General features: G+C 67.7%; 15 protein-coding genes. 2 read left to right on the forward strand and 13 right to left on the reverse strand.

The features are described from left to right. Positions 1-5: 5 nt before the first annotated feature. The 6 genes from ACEE23_RS06690 to ACEE23_RS06715 form a co-directional block, all read right to left on the reverse strand. Entirely contained in the window at positions 6-1,142 is a 1,137-nt protein-coding gene (locus ACEE23_RS06690) for a cysteine desulfurase family protein (RefSeq protein ID WP_368521068.1), read from the reverse strand. A gap of 1 nt (position 1,143) precedes the next feature. After that, positions 1,144-2,091, reverse strand: a complete 948-nt coding sequence (locus tag ACEE23_RS06695; protein ID WP_368521067.1) for an electron transfer flavoprotein subunit alpha/FixB family protein — start codon at positions 2,089-2,091, stop codon at positions 1,144-1,146. A gap of 39 nt (positions 2,092-2,130) precedes the next feature. Next, entirely contained in the window at positions 2,131-2,928 is a 798-nt protein-coding gene (locus tag ACEE23_RS06700) for an electron transfer flavoprotein subunit beta/FixA family protein (RefSeq protein ID WP_368519688.1), read from the reverse strand. Between the two features lie 80 nt (positions 2,929-3,008). After that, positions 3,009-4,202: a THUMP-like domain-containing protein gene (locus ACEE23_RS06705; protein WP_368519687.1), complete on the reverse strand. Its 1,194-nt coding sequence runs from the start codon at positions 4,200-4,202 to the stop codon at positions 3,009-3,011. A gap of 77 nt (positions 4,203-4,279) precedes the next feature. After that, a complete protein-coding gene (locus ACEE23_RS06710) occupies positions 4,280-5,107 on the reverse strand; it encodes an NUDIX hydrolase (protein ID WP_290225914.1) in 828 nt (275 codons plus the stop codon). 62 nt (positions 5,108-5,169) lie between these two features. After that, positions 5,170-6,087: an ABC transporter ATP-binding protein gene (locus ACEE23_RS06715; RefSeq protein ID WP_368534618.1), complete on the reverse strand. Its 918-nt coding sequence runs from the start codon at positions 6,085-6,087 to the stop codon at positions 5,170-5,172. Between the two features lie 58 nt (positions 6,088-6,145). Here ACEE23_RS06715 and ACEE23_RS06720 point away from each other — a divergent pair, with 58 nt between their 5' ends. Together ACEE23_RS06720 and glgB are read left to right on the forward strand one after the other, a co-directional pair. Next, a complete protein-coding gene (locus ACEE23_RS06720; RefSeq protein ID WP_368519685.1) occupies positions 6,146-8,164 on the forward strand; it encodes a maltotransferase domain-containing protein in 2,019 nt (672 codons plus the stop codon). A gap of 76 nt (positions 8,165-8,240) precedes the next feature. Then, positions 8,241-10,406, forward strand: coding sequence for a 1,4-alpha-glucan branching protein GlgB (gene glgB, locus ACEE23_RS06725; RefSeq protein ID WP_368519684.1), 2,166 nt, complete (start codon positions 8,241-8,243; stop codon positions 10,404-10,406). A 38-nt stretch (positions 10,407-10,444) separates the two neighbouring features. On the opposite strand, the gene ACEE23_RS06730 is transcribed toward glgB, so the two are convergent. The 7 genes from ACEE23_RS06730 to atpD form a co-directional block, all read right to left on the reverse strand. Then, the gene (locus ACEE23_RS06730) at positions 10,445-11,437 is read right to left on the reverse strand and encodes a co-chaperone YbbN (RefSeq protein ID WP_368519683.1); all 993 of its coding nucleotides are present in this window, start codon (positions 11,435-11,437) and stop codon (positions 10,445-10,447) included. A 44-nt stretch (positions 11,438-11,481) separates the two neighbouring features. After that, positions 11,482-11,787 (reverse strand): thiamine-binding protein, encoded by a 306-nt coding sequence (locus tag ACEE23_RS06735; RefSeq protein WP_070768999.1) that lies wholly within the window; start codon positions 11,785-11,787, stop codon positions 11,482-11,484. A 39-nt stretch (positions 11,788-11,826) separates the two neighbouring features. After that, complete coding sequence (locus ACEE23_RS06740) at positions 11,827-12,111, reverse strand: hypothetical protein (protein WP_290225903.1); 285 nt, start codon at positions 12,109-12,111, stop codon at positions 11,827-11,829. A 45-nt stretch (positions 12,112-12,156) separates the two neighbouring features. Then, positions 12,157-12,849 (reverse strand): endonuclease NucS, encoded by a 693-nt coding sequence (gene nucS, locus ACEE23_RS06745; RefSeq protein ID WP_368519682.1) that lies wholly within the window; start codon positions 12,847-12,849, stop codon positions 12,157-12,159. 114 nt (positions 12,850-12,963) lie between these two features. Beyond that, positions 12,964-13,482, reverse strand: coding sequence for a DUF2550 domain-containing protein (locus ACEE23_RS06750; protein ID WP_368519681.1), 519 nt, complete (start codon positions 13,480-13,482; stop codon positions 12,964-12,966). A gap of 223 nt (positions 13,483-13,705) precedes the next feature. Then, positions 13,706-14,077, reverse strand: coding sequence for a F0F1 ATP synthase subunit epsilon (locus tag ACEE23_RS06755; RefSeq protein ID WP_070769003.1), 372 nt, complete (start codon positions 14,075-14,077; stop codon positions 13,706-13,708). Between the two features lie 10 nt (positions 14,078-14,087). Next, positions 14,088-15,533, reverse strand: coding sequence for a F0F1 ATP synthase subunit beta (gene atpD / locus ACEE23_RS06760; protein ID WP_290225895.1), 1,446 nt, complete (start codon positions 15,531-15,533; stop codon positions 14,088-14,090).

The following is a 15,533-nucleotide window of genomic DNA, read 5'->3' on the forward strand; positions in this document are numbered from 1 at the left end:
ACTAGCTAAACGCTCCGCGCGCGGCGGATGACCTCCGGCAGGTGCGCCAGGACGTAGTCCACGTCCTCGTCGCTGGTATTGCGGCCCAGCGTGAAGCGCAGGGAACCAATCCCCTCGCTTTCGGTCACACCCATGGCCTCGAGGACGTGGGACATGCGGTTGACCCCGGCCGAGCAGGCCGAGCCCGTCGAGGCCTCAATACCCAGCTGGTCGAGCAGCATGATGAGGCTGTCGCCGTCCGTGCCGGGGAAGGACACGTGCAGGTGCGACGGCAGCGCGGGCTCGCTGGAGTTGACCACGACGTCGTCGATCTCGCGCAGGATGCCCTCGCGCAGGCGGTCCCGCAGGGCACCCACGCGCGCGGACTCGGTGGGGATTTCGGCCACGGACTCTGCCAGCGCCGCGGCCAGGCCGGCCGCGCTCGCCACGTCGACGGTGCCGGGGCGGATACCGCGCTCCTGGCCGCCGCCGTAGGCGATGGGCTGCGGCGCCGGGCTGCGGCGGGCCAGCAGCAGGCCGATGCCGCGGGGGCCGCCGAACTTGTGCGCGCTGGCCGCCAGGGTCGTCGCGCCCAGTTCCGCGAAGTTGATGGGCAGCTTGCCGACCACCTGCACCGCGTCGATGTGGACCGGCGTGCCCTGGGCGCTGGCGCGCGCCACGATTTCCTCGACCGGCTGGAGGGCGCCGATCTCGTTGTTGGCCCACATGCAGGTCGCCAGGTCCGCCGGCGTATCCAGGGGCCTAAGGTCGCTGACCCGCGAGTGCCGGTCGACCGGCAGCAGATCCACGCTCGCGCCCTGCTGTTCCAGGGTGGCCACCGTATCGCGCACCGCCGGGTGCTCGATCGGGGTGGATACGATTCGCCGGGTGCGCTTGTCCTGCGGGCCGCGCTCGGCGGCCCGGTAGAGGCCCTGGATGGCGATGTTGTCGGCTTCGGTGCCGGAGGCGGTGAAGACTACCTCGATGGGCTCGCAGCCCAGCAGCTCGGCGACCTTCTCGCGGGCGTCGTCGAGCACCGAACGGGACTTGCGCCCGGAGGCGTACTGGGCGCCCGAGTTGACGCTGCCGGCGGCTGCCACCCAGGCATCGATGGCTGCCTGGCGCATGGGCTGGGTCGCCGCGTAATCGAAATAGTGGGACATTTTAGGCGCGATTCTTCAGCTGTTCGGTCAGCGCCGGGGCGATCTCGTGCAGGTCCCCGACCACGCCCAGATCGGCGATCTGGAAGAAGGGCTCGTCCTGGTCCTGGTTGACCACGACGATGTTCTTGGCCGTCTGCATGCCCGAGGTGTGCTGGATGGCGCCGGAGATACCCAGGCCGATGTAGAGGTCCGGGGTCACGGTCACGCCGGTCTGCCCGATCTGGTAGGCCGCGTCGTAGAAGCCCTCGTCGACGGCGTCGCGGGTAGCGCCCACGGCCGCGCCCAGGGCATCGGCAAGCGGCTCGACGACGGCGGCGAACTCGTCGCCCACGCCGCGGCCGCCGGCGACCACGGTGGCGGCCGACGGCAGGTCCGGGCGGGCGGACTTCTCGGCCGGGGTAAAGGACTCGACCTTGACGTCACGGTCGGTGGCGGCCGGCAGCTGCATGGCGGCGACCTCGCCGACGCTGGCCTCGGCCTCGGCGGTCACGCTGCCCGGCAGCAGGGTGTAGATCGGGCAGGCACCAGCCGCGGTGGCGTAAGCGTCGTAGGAGCCACCGAAGATGGCGTGCTGGGCCGCGCCGTCCGGGCGGATGCCGGAGACGTTCGACAGCACGCCGGAGGCCAGGCGCGCGGCCACGCGGCCGGCGATCTCGTTGCCGGTCGCGGACGCGGCGATCAGGATGGGAGCCGGGTTGGCCGCGCCCAGCCCGTGCAGGGCGTCGACCTCGGGGGTCAGCAGGCGGGAATCGTAATCAGCGGCCTGGGCGTCGACCACCTGGGCCGCACCCCAGCGGGCCAGCTCCGGGGCCAGCTTGTCGCCGGTGCCGGCGGGGCCGACCACCACGGCGGAGACGGTGCCGAGCTGGCGGGCAGCGGTGATGAGCTCCCCGGTAACCGGGCTCAGCTGGCCTTCGGTGTGCTCGACCAAAACATAAACGTGAGACATGAAAAGAAAACTCCTTATAAGCGTGCGCGGAGAGCGGTGTTACAGCAGGTTCTTGGACTCGAGGAACTCAACAATCTTGGCGGCCTTCTCCTCGGCGGAGCCGGTCTCTACCAGCTCGCCGGCGGTCCGCGGCGGGCGCGGGGCGGCCTCGGTGACCTGGGTGGTCGCCGAGTTCAGGCCCACCTGCGCCGGGTCGACGCCGATGGCGGCCAGGTCCAGGGTGGTAATCGGGTGCTTCTTGGCCGCCATGAGGCCCTTGAAGTTCGGGAAGCGCGGCTTGTCGGCCTTGTCGCCCACGGCGATAAGCGCCGGCAGCGGGGCGGACAGCTCCCAGGTGCCGCGGTGATCCTCGCGGGTGCCACGCACGGTGCCGTCGGCCAGGCTCACCGCGTGCAGCTCCGTGAGCGCCGGAATCTGGCGGTACTCAGCCAGCAGGCCAGCCAGCAGGCCCGTCTGCGAGTCGGAGGCGTCCGTACCCATGGTGATAAGGGCAACGTCGTCCAGGGTGTTGATGGCGTTGCTCAGCGCCCAGGCGGTACCGATGGCATCCGAGCCGGCCAGCGCCTCGTCGCTGACCAGGACCGCGTCGTCGGCGCCCATGGCCAGGGCCTTGCGCAGGGCCTCTTCCGCGCCGGCCGGCCCCATCGTCAGGGCCACCACGCGGTAACCGGCGTCCGGGTTCGCGTCGCGCAGCCGCAGCGCCTGTTCGACCGAATACTCGTTGACCTCATCAATGATGTTGTCCACCGCGTCGCGGTTTAGCGTGTTGTCGTCTTCCAACGTCTTAGTGGACCACGTATCGGGTACGTACTTGACCAGAGCCACGATAGTGGGCATGGGCATTCGACCTTTCCGTCAATTTGGTTTAAGCGTTCTAGAAACTTATTCTCCGCGCCATAGTAGTAGCGAAGGCGGGACTAATTCCATTGGCGTGGCTCACAGACCAGCGCCACGGCGCCGCGGCCGAGCCGCGTGACGACCACCGCCAGGGGGCGCGAGCCCCGCAGCTTCAGCTTCTTGCGCAGCTGGTCTGGGTCGATGTTGACGCCGCGGACGAGGATCTCCAGGCTGCCGACGTCCAGGGCTTTCAGACTAGAGCTCAGGCGCTTGAGACTCACCTGCTCAATGAATGGAAATCCCGACCGGCCCGGCGGGATTGACTCCCCCGTCAGGTAGGCGATCTTCTCGTCCAGCTGCCACAGCCCGTGCCGCGCCGCGTAGTGCTTGACGAGTCCGGCGCGCACCACCGCGCCGTCCGGGTCCACGATGTAGCGGCCCACCTCCCCGGCCGCCGGCAGCTCGTCCGGGGAGAAATCGGCGCTGCTGATGGTCTCCTCCCCGGCACCCGACTCGCCCGCGGCGCCGCTGCGCAGCAGCCAGGCCGCGCGCACCGGCTGGCCGTCTGCGGCCGGGTGCTCTGCCAGGCCCGGGGTATACAGGCAGGCCTCCTTGACCGCGCCGTCGACGCTGGCGACGACCACCGGCCCGGCCCACTCGCTGTAGTCCAGGCCGGGCGCGCACTTGACGGCCATCTCGCGGCCCGGGTAGGCGGCCAGCAAGTCCGGCAGGGCCGGCAGCAACTGCTCCGGCTTGGTGATGCGCTGTCCGCCGGCCCGCCGGGCCGGGTCCGCCACGACCACGCCCCGCGCGCTCACCGGCGCCAAGGCGTCGGCGACCACGAAGGGCAGATCGGGCACGTTGTGCCGGGCCATGGCCACGCGCGTTTTGTCCAGGTCGCTGCCCAGGTAGCCGATGCCGGCCGCCCGCAGCGCCGGGGCCTCCGTGCCCACCGAGCAGGTGACGTCGTGAACGAAGTCCGCTCCCAGCCGCGACAGGTGCCGGGCCCGGGCGCGGGCCACCGGGGCCGGGGTGGCCTGCTGGGCGGCGTCGACGTCGCTGAGCCAGGTGGCCGGAAATTTTCCGGTGCGCACGGCGCGGCGGCGGGCATCGGCCAGCTCCCCCACCGCGCGCCCGTGCTCGCCGAAGCGCTCGCGCAACAACTGGGCCTCGGCCAGCGCCTTAGCCCGGGTTCCCTCCAGTTGCTCACTGACCTGCCGGATTTCGGCGGCATGATCCTGGAAGAACCGGATGTCGGCTAGTTCGAATGCCACGGTGCAGTTCGGCCTTTCTCAACGGGTCGGGACGGGAGGTAGGAGGGCAATCAAAGGGGCGGCGAGGTTTTACCGGCCTAGATCCGGTCGACGGGCCGGGTGGTGAAAAACTCGCGGTAGCGGGGATCGTCGACGGGGTCGCCTATCACGGGGCGCATGTCGGAATAGTCGACGTCGTCGAGGACCTCCTGCACGCTGCTCAACCGGCACAGACGCTGCAGGTTCGCCCAGGTCGGCGCCACCAGGCGCACCAGCCCGGCGCGCCAGCCGTCGATGAGCAGCTGCGGTGGGAACCAGCCGGCATCGGCGGCCTCGCCGGTGTTGCCGTCGGGTTCCTGGCCGGGCGGCAGGGTGGCGACGAAGAAGAAGGTGTCGAACCAGTTGCCGGCCGGAGAATGGCCGACCCACCGCCCCCAGGGCAGCAGGCGGTCGGAGTCCATGCGCAGCGACTCCTGGCTCAGGAAATCGGAGAAGGATAGTTCGTGGCCTTCCAACTGGAGGCGCTCGGCGTGGAAGCGGGCGGCGTTGGACTCGACGCGGCCCTTCTCGTCAACGACCAAAAGCGTGCCGGCTTCCTCGAACAGTTCTCGGGCGGCCGCGAAGACGAGGGCGTGGGCCTTGTACTTGGTCACCCCCAGCCGGCGGGCCTTGGAGACCAGGGAGGCGCCGGCCCACAGCTTGCCGGAGTCCCAGCTGCGCGGCGGGAAATCGCGCGGATCTACCCCACCGCCTGGGAAGACGGCGTGACCCGGATAGTTGCGCATGGTGGCCACGCGCTCTTGGACCCAGACCTTCAGCCCGTCGGGTTCGTCGCGAATGAGCAGGACAGACGCCGACAGCCGGCCACCGTTGAAGCCGGTCGTGTCGGTCGCGTCAATGACATCTAAGGGGTTTATCTTGCTCATCTTCTCCACCGGGACTTAGGCGCGGCGAACTCTTGGGCACCAGGTAGGGAGGTTGTAACCTCCTAGCGTACCCGGCGCGCGAAGTAGCGCTCGCCGATCCGGTCGACCTGGATGGGCTGGCCGAAGGCGCGGGTGAGGTTATCGGAGGTGAGCACGCTGTTGATGAGCCCCTTGGCGACGACCTCGCCCTCGTCCAGGATCATGGCGTGGGTGAAGCCGTACGGGATTTCCTCGACGTGGTGGGTGATCATGACGATGGCCGGGGCGTCGGCGTCCAGGGCGAGGTCCCCCAGGTAGCCCACGAGGTCCTCGCGGCCGCCCAGGTCCATGCCGGCGGTGGGCTCGTCCAGGATGAGCAGTTCGGGGTTGGGCATGAGCGCACGCGCCAGGATGACCCGCTTCTTCTCGCCTTCCGACAGGGTGCCCCAGGTGCGTTCGGCCAGGTGGGTGCAGCCGGTCTGTTCCATGATCCGGTTCGCGCGGCTAAAATCCATGTCGCCGTAGTCCTCGCGCCAGCGCCCCAGGACCGCGTAGCCGGCGGAGACCACCAGGTCGTCGACGCGCTCGGTGTCCGGGATGCGGTGCTGCACGGCGGCCGAGGAGATACCGATCATCGCGCGCAGATCACGCATGTCGGTCTTGCCGAGCTGCTCGCCCATCACGAAGGCCGTGCCCTTGGACGGGAATTCTTCGGCCGCGGCCATGCGCACCAGCGAGGTCTTGCCGGCGCCGTTGGGCCCGATGATGACCCAGCGCTCGTCGAGCTCGACCTGCCAGTCGACAGGGCCGACGAGGGTCTTGCCCCCGCGGCGTAGCTCGACCCCGCGGAAGTCGATCAGCCAATCCTGATCGGTTTCGGCGGCGGCCGGGTCTGCCGCCCCCGTCGCGGCGGAGGAAGCGGGGCCGCGGGCGGACTGGGCGGCGGCGCGGGCGGCGGCGATTTGTTCTTGGCTAAACATCGAGGAACTCACGTGTCCCATTGTGTCTGATTTTCCAGTTGGCGGGCGACACTGAAACACCTCGGCTACGCTAATTTCCATGACGACCCGCCTTGGTATTGACGACGTCCGGCCCGTAATCGACCACGGAAACCTACCCGCCAAAGGAGCAGTCGGTGAGGTCATTCCCGTCACCGCTTTAGTCTGGCGCGAAGGCCACGACGCGGTGGCCGCCAACCTCGTGGTGTACTCGCCTGACGATGCCGCCTTGTCCACCCCCGTGTCCAACACCCGTCTGACCGCCGACCCGGAAGACCAGGACCGCGTCCACGGCGTCTTCGTGCCCGATAGGCCGGGCACCTGGCGCTTCCAGATCCAGGCCTGGTCCGATCCGGTAGCCACCTGGACGAATGCCGTCACCAAGAAACTGGCCGCGGGCCAGTCCGCAGCGGAGCTGGACAACGATCTGCGCCACGGCGCCGACCTCTTCGACCGCGCCGCCATGACCCGTAAGGATTCCGCCTCCCTGTACAAGGAAGCCGCCGAGGCTCTGCGGGATAGCACCCAGGACCTGACCGAGCGGGTGGCACCCGCCCTGTCCGAGGCGGTCTCCCAGGCCTTGGCCGAACAGCCCCTGCGCGACCTGGTGGTCGAAGACACCGTGCGCGAGGTCTACGTGGAGCGCCAGGCCGCGCTCTACAACTCCTGGTACGAGCTCTTCCCGCGCTCGACCGGCGGCCGCGACGCACACGGCGAGCCCGTCCACGGCACTTTCGCCACGACCGCTCAGGCCCTGGAGCGCGTGGCGGCGATGGGCTTTGACACCGTCTACTTCCCTCCCATCCACCCCATCGGCCAGGTCCACCGCAAGGGCAAGAACAACACCCTGCATGCCGAGCCCGACGACGTCGGCTCGCCCTGGGCGATTGCCGACCACCGGGCCACCCACCCGGAGCTGGGCACCCTGGACGACTTCCGCGCCCTGGTACGCCGCGCCGAGCAGCTAGGCCTCGAGGTCGCCCTGGACTTGGCCCTGCAGTGCTCCCCCGACCACGTCTGGGCCAAAAAGCACCCGGAATACTTCACCGTGCTGGCCGACGGCACCATCGCGTACGCGGAAAACCCGCCCAAGAAGTACCAGGACATCTACCCGCTCAACTTCGACAACGCCCCTGCGGCGCTCTACGCAGAAATCCTGGACGTGGTCTTGTACTGGGTCGCGGCGGGCGTGAAAACCTTCCGCGTGGATAACCCGCACACCAAGCCAGCCAACTTCTGGGCCTGGATCATCCGCGAGGTCCACCGCGATCACCCAGAGGTCATCTTCCTGGCGGAGGCGTTTACCCGCCCGGCGCGCCTGTTCGGCCTGGCCAAGCTGGGCTTTAGCCAGTCCTATTCCTATTTCACGTGGAAGACCACCAAGGAAGAGCTCACCGAGTTCGCCCAGATGCACGTGGAGCAGGCCGATATCTGCCGCCCCAATTTCTTCGTCAACACCCCGGACATCCTGCACGCCTCCCTGCAGACCGGCGGGCGGGCCATGTTCGCCATCCGCGCGAGCCTGGCGGCCACCCTGTCGCCTCTGTGGGGTGTCTACTCTGGCTACGAGCTCTACGAGCACCTGCCGGTCGCCCCGGGCAGCGAGGAATACCTGGACTCAGAGAAATACGAACTGCGCCCGCGCGACTTCCAGGCCGCCGTCAACTCCGGGGACTCTCTGGAGGGCTACCTGCGGCTGCTCAACCAGATCCGGCGGGAAAACCCGGCGCTGCAGCAGCTGCGCGCGCTGCACTTCCACGCCGCCGATAACCCCAGCATCCTGGCCTACTCCAAGGCGGACGCGGTCACCGGCAACGTGGTGCTGGTTATCATCAACCTGGATCCGCGCAACCCGCAGGAGGCCACCGTCGATCTGGACCTGGGCCGCCTGGGGCGCAACCCGGGCGATGTCTTCGCCGTCCAGGACATGGTCACCGGCGCGGCCTACAACTGGTCCGAGCGCAACTTCGTGCGGCTCGAGCCCATGCGGGACGTCGCACATATCTTCCTACTCCCGCCCGCCGAGCCGGACCTGCGCGAGCAGCTGGCCTGGCGAGAAGTCACCGACTACCGCGCCTAAGCCCCAGGTTCTGCTCCCCTGCCACCGGGGCGCATTCACCCTCCAAAACCGAAGGAACTGACGTACAGTCATAGCCATGGATACCAGCCCAGATTTCGAGCCCACCATCGCCGCCGAAGACCTTAGCCGGCTGGACCACTGCCAGCACCACGACCCGCACGGCTTCTACGGCTGGCACGACGGGACGGTGCGCACCCGCCAGCCCGGCGCCGAGACGGTCGAGCTGCTCACCGCGGCCGGGGCCACGCCCATGCGCGCGGTCGGCCACGATATCTTCGAGGCCGAACTGCCCGAGCAACAGGACTACCGCCTGCGGGTGAACTACCCCGGCGGCGCTAACCGCACCGTGGCCGATGGCTATACCTTCCTGCCCACGCTGGGCACGCTGGATCAGCACCTGGTGGCCGAAGGCCGCCACGAGCGCCTCTGGGAGGTCCTGGGCGCCAACCTGAAGGAATACGACACGCCGCTCGGCACCGTCACCGGCACGGCCTTCGCCGTGTGGGCGCCGAATGCGCTGGGCGTGGCCGTGGTGGGCGATTTCTGCGGCTGGAACCCCACCCAGTACCCCATGCGCAGCCTGGGCGCGACCGGCGTGTGGGAGGTCTTCATCCCCGGCGTGGGCGCGGGCGAGCGCTACAAGTTCGCCATCCAGTCCCGGGAGCACGGGCGCATCGACAAGGCCGATCCGCTGGCCAAGGCCACGCTCGCCCCGCCGGAGACCGCCAGCGTCGTCGCCAGCACCAGCTTCAACTGGACCGATGCCGAATGGCTCGCCGCGCGCGACGGCAACCTCGACCAGCCGATGAATATCTACGAGGTCCACGTCGGCTCCTGGAAGATCGGTTCCAACTACGCGACCCTGCGGGCCGAGCTCATCGACTACCTGCTGGAGCACAACTACACCCACGTCGAGTTCCTGCCCGTGGCCGAGCACCCCTTCGGCGGCTCCTGGGGCTACCAGGTCTCCGGCTACTACGCCCCGTCGGCGCGCTGGGGCAGCCCCGACGAGCTGCGCGCGCTTATCGATGCCTGCCACCGCGCCGGCATCGGCGTCATCATCGACTGGGTGCCCGCCCACTTCCCCAAGGACGAATTCTCCCTCGGGCGCTTCGACGGCCGCCCCTGCTACGAGCACCCCGACCCGCGCCGCGGGGAGCAGGCGGACTGGGGCACCTACGTCTTCGACTTCGGCCGCAACGAGGTCCGCAACTTCCTGGTGGCCAACGCCCTCTACTGGGCCGAGGAATTCCACGTCGATGGCCTGCGCGTCGACGCGGTGGCCTCCATGCTCTACCTGGACTACTCCCGCGACGACTGGCTGCCGAACGTGCACGGCGGCCGGGAGAACCTCGAGGCCGTTCGCCTCCTGCAGGAAACCAACGCCACCGTCCACCGGGTCAGCCCCGGCATCCTGACCATCGCGGAGGAATCCACCTCCTGGCCGGGCGTGACCGCCCCCACCGAACACGGCGGCCTGGGCTTCGACCTGAAGTGGAACATGGGCTGGATGAACGACACCCTGGAATACTTCGGCCGCGATCCCATCTACCGCAGCCATCACCATCACGAGATCACCTTCTCGATGGTCTACGCCTACTCCGAGCGCTACGTCCTGCCGTTTAGCCACGACGAGGTCGTCCACGGCAAGGGCACGCTGTGGACGCGGATGCCCGGCGACGACTGGAACAAGGCCGCCGGGGTGCGCACGCTCTTTGGCTACATGTACTCGCACCCGGGCAAGAACCTTTTGTTCATGGGCGACGAATTCGGCCAGGTCACCGAGTGGTCGGAGGGCTCCTCCGTGGACTGGGCCAACCTGGAAGGCTGGGGGCACGAATACCACCAGGGCATTAAGCGCCTAGCCCGCGATATCGGCGCGATCTACCGTGACACCCCGGCGCTGTGGGACCAGGACTTCGATCCGGCCGGCTTCCAGTGGGTCGCCGGCGACGACGCCGCCCACAATGTGCTCGGCTACCTGCGGTACTCGCGCGAGGGCCAGACCCTGCTCGCGGTGGTCAACCTCGCGGGCAGCTCCCACCCGGACTACGAGCTGTGGGTGCCGCACGCCGGCGCCTGGGAGATGGTGCTCAACACCGACGACGGCGTCTACTCCGGGGCCGCCAACGACCTGCCACGCCACGTGGAGACGCTTCGCCGCGACGGCAACGACTTCCTGCGGGTCCTGCTGCCGGCCAATTCGGTGCAGTGGTACCTCTACCGCGGCACTGAGTCTTAAACCCGGGCCCTCACCCCGGGGCCCGGGTGCAGGCCGCGCTAGTACAGGGCGCTGGCCAGCTGGGTGCGGGCGGACAGCACGCGCGGATCGGCGGCGTCGAAGAGCCCGAAAAGCTCCAGGAGGCGCTCCTTGAGGCGATCCTTGTCCTCGCCGGCGGTTCGCCGCATCCCCTCGATAAGCCGCTCGAAGGCGGCCTCCGGGCGGCCCGCGACGACGTCCGCGTCGGCGGCGTTGAGCTGGGCGTCGATATCATCCGGGTGCGCGTCGGCCTGGCTGATGTGGTCGACACCCTGGCCGGCCGCCGACAGGCGCTTGAGCAGCAGCGTGGTATCCCGCGCCTGCTTGATCTCCTGGTTGCCCGGCTCCTCGGCCAGGATGGACTCGTAGGTGGCAATCGCGCCGTCGAAGTCGCCGTTGTTGAGCTGCTCTTCCGCTGCGGTCAGGCGGGAATCCTCGGCCGGGGCGGCTTCCTCTTCCCCCGCCGGCGCCTGGCCGGCCTGGCCGACCTGGGCGGCCTGCAGCTCGGGGCCCGGGCCCTGCAGCTGCGGGGAGACCTGCTGGACCAGGGCGTCCACCCACTGCTCGAGGGCCGCCATCGGCTGGGAGCCCTCGAAGTTAGTCAGTGGCTGGCCCGCGCCGAGTGCGATGGTCGTCGGCAGGTTGCGCACGCCAAAGACCTGCGCGATCTGCGGGTGTTGGTCGGCGTCGATATAGCCCACCAGGAACTTGAACCCGCCGCGCTCGGCGAGCTGGCGCAGGTGGGACTTGAGTTCTTCCGACTGCGTGGAGCGCGCGGTGCCGATAAGCGCCACGACCGGCACCTCCAGGGAGCGGCGCACCAGCTCGGCCTCGAAGTTGGCCTCAGTCACCTCGAAGAAAGCGCGCAGGCCGGCGCCCGCACCGGCTGGCGTTGCGCCCTGGCCGGGCGTCTGCGCAGCTTGCTTTTCGGCCTGGGCGCGCGCCTCGGCGCGGGCCTTGACCTCGCCCAGGTCCAGGGCGCCGGCCACCTGCGGGCCACGGGGGTTCGTCATACTAGTCCTTTCTTGGCTGTTTTCGGCTGCTTCGCAACCGGCTACTAGTTCTGGTTCAGGCGGCGGTTGACGGACTCGACCTTCTGGGTCAGCTGCCCGGTGTGCCCTTCGCGGATATCCGCCTTAATAACCAGCGAAGTGCGCGGGGAGACGGCGCGAACGGCATCGGTAGCGCGCTTGATGACGTCGAAGACCTCGTCCCACTCGCCCTCGATGAGTGTGAACATCGCGTTGGTCTCGTTCGGCAGGCCGGATTCGCGGACCACGCGGACCGCCTCCGTGACGGCGTCGGCCATCTCGGCGTCCGGGGTATCAACAACTGCGGGGGCTACGGAAAAGGCAACAATCATGCCCGCCATCCTACTCGTCGCGAGCTGGGCAGTGGGCCGTTAACGGCGGTCCCAGCACCCGCGGTGCCAGTGCCGTCTGTCATCGGCCTGGCCGCCGGCGTCCTTCGGCCACGCCACCACGTGGGCGACCCCGGGGAAGATGCTCTGGTTGCAGCCCGGGCACACGTAGGTCTTGACCGCCCGCGCCGCGCCAATCTGGCGCACGACGTAGGGCTGGCCGAAGCTCCAGCGCGGGCCCTCCTGGACCTGGGCGCCGTAGAAGCCAGCGCCGTCGGCGGGCAGCTTGCGCGGGGCCGAGCGCTGGCGGCGGTTGCGTCGCGGCACGTCTTACCTCCTTCGAGACTTATCGCTTCGCCTGGTTAACGCGCGTTAAAACAGCCGCAGCTCGTTCGACTCGATGCCACGTAGGTCCTGGTAGTCCAGGATGACGCAGCGGATGCCGCGGTCCTCGGCCAGGGTGCGGGCCTGGGGCTTGATCTCCTGGGCCGCGAAAACGCCGTGGACCGGGGCCAGCAGGTCGTCGCGGTTGAGCAGGTCCAGGTAGCGGGTCAGCTGCTCCACGCCATCGATGCCGCCGCGGCGCTTGACCTCGACTGCCACGTGCTCCCGGTTGTTATCGAGCGCCATGATGTCGACCGGTCCGATGGCGGTCGGATACTCGCGGCGGATGAGGCTGTAGCCCTCCCCCAACGTCGTGATGTGCTCGGCGAGCAGCTCCTGCAGGTGGGCCTCCACGCCGTCTTTGACCAGGCCCGGATCCTCGCCCAGCTCGACCTCGATGTCCTGGTGCACCTTCGCGATGGTGATGCGCAGCTGCTCTCCCTTCGGGTTTTCCACCAGCCAGAGGGTGTCGCCGGTCGGCTCGCCGTCGATGTCCTCGATGGCCGATTCCGTCACCGTGCACGGCGGGGTCATCCAGTTCAGGGGCTTGTAGGCGCGGTCGTCGGCGTGGATTGAGACCGAGCCGTCCGCCTTGAGCAACAACAGGCGGTCTGCCAGCGGGAGGTGGGCATCAACGCGGCCGACGTAGTCGACGCTGCAGGAGGCGATTACTAAACGCATGGCTACCACCCTATCGCCTCGGCGCCGCACCACCCCACACCAGGCAGGGCGGAAGCCGCCGAGATACGCAAAAACCGCCCGGAACAGCGGGCGGGGCCGAGAAAATCCCGGCGCCTATTCGTAGTAGGACTGCCAGCTAGCGATGTCGTGCGGCAGGTTCGTGCGCAGCGGGCGTTCCATCTTCTTGCGCATCTGGTGAAAATCGCGGCTTTCCTGCCGCTGGGAGGGCGCGGCCTCGACCCAGGCGGAAAACGCCATGTGCGCGTGCGGGGCAAGAGCCAATTCGTACTGCTGGTTGCGCACGATGATGTGGACGGCCTTCATGCCGGAAGAAATAAAAACCGCCTCTTCATCGTCCAAGGCGCGGGTGCCCAAGATTTCGATGTCGCGGCGGTTAAAACGGCGGTCACAGCTGGGAGAGACAGAGCGCAGCTCGTAGTACTCCACAAACTCCCCGGCGTAGGAAATGACACCATGGCGCCAACCTCGGGTGTCTTTAGCAGGGACAGAACGCATCAACATCGGCGTTCCCTTGGAGCGCAACGTGAAAAAGCGGACCGCGGCCAGGAGAACGACGCAGACCACGAGGGCGACCACGACCCAGAGGACAACAGTAACCACGGTCGAGCTCATAACCTCTCACCTTCCCTGCAAAACGTGTTTGGCGTGGGTGCCACAAGTGATGATCCGAGTCTAGTCGGTATCCCGCAGAAAGTGCTAATACAAAAGGCCGCATAAAAACGACAAAGCGCCTGTAAGCAGTTCCTTTTGTAGAGGAACACTTACAGGCGCTTAGCCTTAAATGACGAGAGTAGAAAGGCGGCAGTTGCTGCCCCTTTACGTGCGTTTGCGCACGCTACTTTTCCTGCGAGCGGCGCAGGGCGCGAAGCCCGGCCTCGCCGCGGGACTGTACGATCTGGTCGTCGGACTTGGCATCTTCCTGAGCCTGCGAGCTATCGACCTCGTCAGCCCAGACGGCCCAGTCGGCCAAGACGGTCACCTTTTCATCAGTCACCGACAGGAAGCCACCCTGGACGGCGGCGAAGCGACGCTCGCCGTCCACCGGGCGGAAGGTCACGACGCCGTTCTCGACCAGCTGGCCGATCATAGCCTCGTGGCCCGGAAGCACGCCGATCTCACCCTCGGTCGTTTCCGCGGTCAGGATGCTTGCCTTACCGGTCCACAGCAACCGCTCCGGGGAAACGAGTTCTACGGTGATGTCAGCCATGTGCCTCTCCCTACTTCTCGGTCATCTTCTTGTACGCAGCCTCGACGTCGTCCAAGCCACCCAGGCCGTTGAAGGCCTGCTCCGGGTAGTGGTCGAATTCGCCGTTGCAGATGCGCTCGAAGGCGTCGATGGTCTCCGACAGCGGGACGTAGGAGCCCGGCAGGCCGGTGAACTTCTCTGCGACGAAGAAGTTCTGGCCCAGGAAGCGCTCCAGACGACGGGCACGCTGCACCGTCAGCTTGTCCTCCTCGGACAGCTCGTCCATACCCAGGATGGCGATGATGTCCTGCAGCTCCTTGTTCTTCTGCAGAATACCGATAACGCGCTGGGCGATGGCGTAGTGGCGCTCGCCGACGATACCCGGCTCAAGGATACGAGAGGTAGAGGTCAGCGGGTTCACTGCCGGGTAGATACCCTTCGAGGCGATGGAGCGGTCCAGCTCGGTGGTCGCATCCAGGTGGGCGAAGGTGGTCGCCGGTGCCGGGTCGGTGTAGTCATCCGCCGGCACGTAGACGGCCTGCAGCGAGGTAATCGACTTACCCTTGGTGGAGGTAATGCGCTCCTGCAGCACGCCCATCTCGTCCGCCAGGGTGGGCTGGTAGCCCACGGCCGAAGGCATACGACCCAGCAGGGTCGAAACCTCGGAACCAGCCTGGGTGAAACGGAAGATGTTGTCGATGAACAGCAGCACGTCCTGGTTCTGCACATCGCGGAAGTACTCCGCCATGGTCAGGCCGGACAGAGCCACGCGCATACGGACTCCCGGCGGCTCATCCATCTGGCCGAAGACCAGGGCGGTGTCTTGCAGCACGCCCATCTCTTCCATTTCCAGGAACAGGTCGGTGCCCTCACGGGTACGCTCGCCGACGCCGGCGAACACGGAGGTACCGGAGAACTCGCGAGCAATACGAGTAATCATTTCCTGGATCAGAACGGTCTTGCCCACGCCGGCGCCGCCGAACAGGCCGATCTTGCCGCCCTTAACGTACGGGGTCAGCAGGTCGATGACCTTAATGCCGGTCTCGAGGATCTCAGTCTTGCCCTCGAGCTGGTCGAATGCCGGCGGCTCGCGGTGGATGCCCCACTGCTCACCGTCGCGGCCCAGGCCCGGCTCGTCCAGGCAGTCGCCCAGAGCGTTGAAGACGTGGCCCTTGACGACGTCACCAACCGGCACCGAAATCGGGTTGCCGGAGTCGGTCACGGTCGCGCCGCGGACGAGGCCGTCCGTCGGAGCCATGGACACGGTACGGACAAGGTTGTCACCGAGGTGCTGAGCGACCTCCAGGGTGACGGTCTTAGCAACAGCCTCGAGCTCAATCTCGACGGTCAGTGCGTTATACAGTGCCGGCATTGCGCCGCGCGGGAATTCCACGTCGACGACCGGACCGATGACACGCACCACACGGCCGGCGGAAGCCGACGACTGTGTGTTCTGCTCTTGCAGAGCTGTAGTCAT

Source organism: Corynebacterium sp. 32222D000AT (assembly GCF_053546955.1).

Coding starts and splice junctions, on each gene's coding strand:
- ACEE23_RS06750 (WP_368519681.1), bottom strand. CDS start 13,482: ATGAGCTCGACCGTGGTTACTGTTGTCCTCTGGGTCGTGGTCGCCCTC.
- ACEE23_RS06715 (WP_368534618.1), bottom strand. CDS start 6,087: ATGGGACACGTGAGTTCCTCGATGTTTAGCCAAGAACAAATCGCCGCC.
- nucS (WP_368519682.1), bottom strand. CDS start 12,849: ATGCGTTTAGTAATCGCCTCCTGCAGCGTCGACTACGTCGGCCGCGTT.
- ACEE23_RS06710 (WP_290225914.1), bottom strand. CDS start 5,107: ATGAGCAAGATAAACCCCTTAGATGTCATTGACGCGACCGACACGACC.
- ACEE23_RS06700 (WP_368519688.1), bottom strand. CDS start 2,928: ATGCCCACTATCGTGGCTCTGGTCAAGTACGTACCCGATACGTGGTCC.
- ACEE23_RS06720 (WP_368519685.1), top strand. CDS start 6,146: ATGACGACCCGCCTTGGTATTGACGACGTCCGGCCCGTAATCGACCAC.
- ACEE23_RS06695 (WP_368521067.1), bottom strand. CDS start 2,091: ATGTCTCACGTTTATGTTTTGGTCGAGCACACCGAAGGCCAGCTGAGC.
- ACEE23_RS06735 (WP_070768999.1), bottom strand. CDS start 11,787: ATGATTGTTGCCTTTTCCGTAGCCCCCGCAGTTGTTGATACCCCGGAC.
- atpD (WP_290225895.1), bottom strand. CDS start 15,533: ATGACTACAGCTCTGCAAGAGCAGAACACACAGTCGTCGGCTTCCGCC.
- ACEE23_RS06690 (WP_368521068.1), bottom strand. CDS start 1,142: ATGTCCCACTATTTCGATTACGCGGCGACCCAGCCCATGCGCCAGGCA.
- glgB (WP_368519684.1), top strand. CDS start 8,241: ATGGATACCAGCCCAGATTTCGAGCCCACCATCGCCGCCGAAGACCTT.
- ACEE23_RS06730 (WP_368519683.1), bottom strand. CDS start 11,437: ATGACGAACCCCCGTGGCCCGCAGGTGGCCGGCGCCCTGGACCTGGGC.
- ACEE23_RS06755 (WP_070769003.1), bottom strand. CDS start 14,077: ATGGCTGACATCACCGTAGAACTCGTTTCCCCGGAGCGGTTGCTGTGG.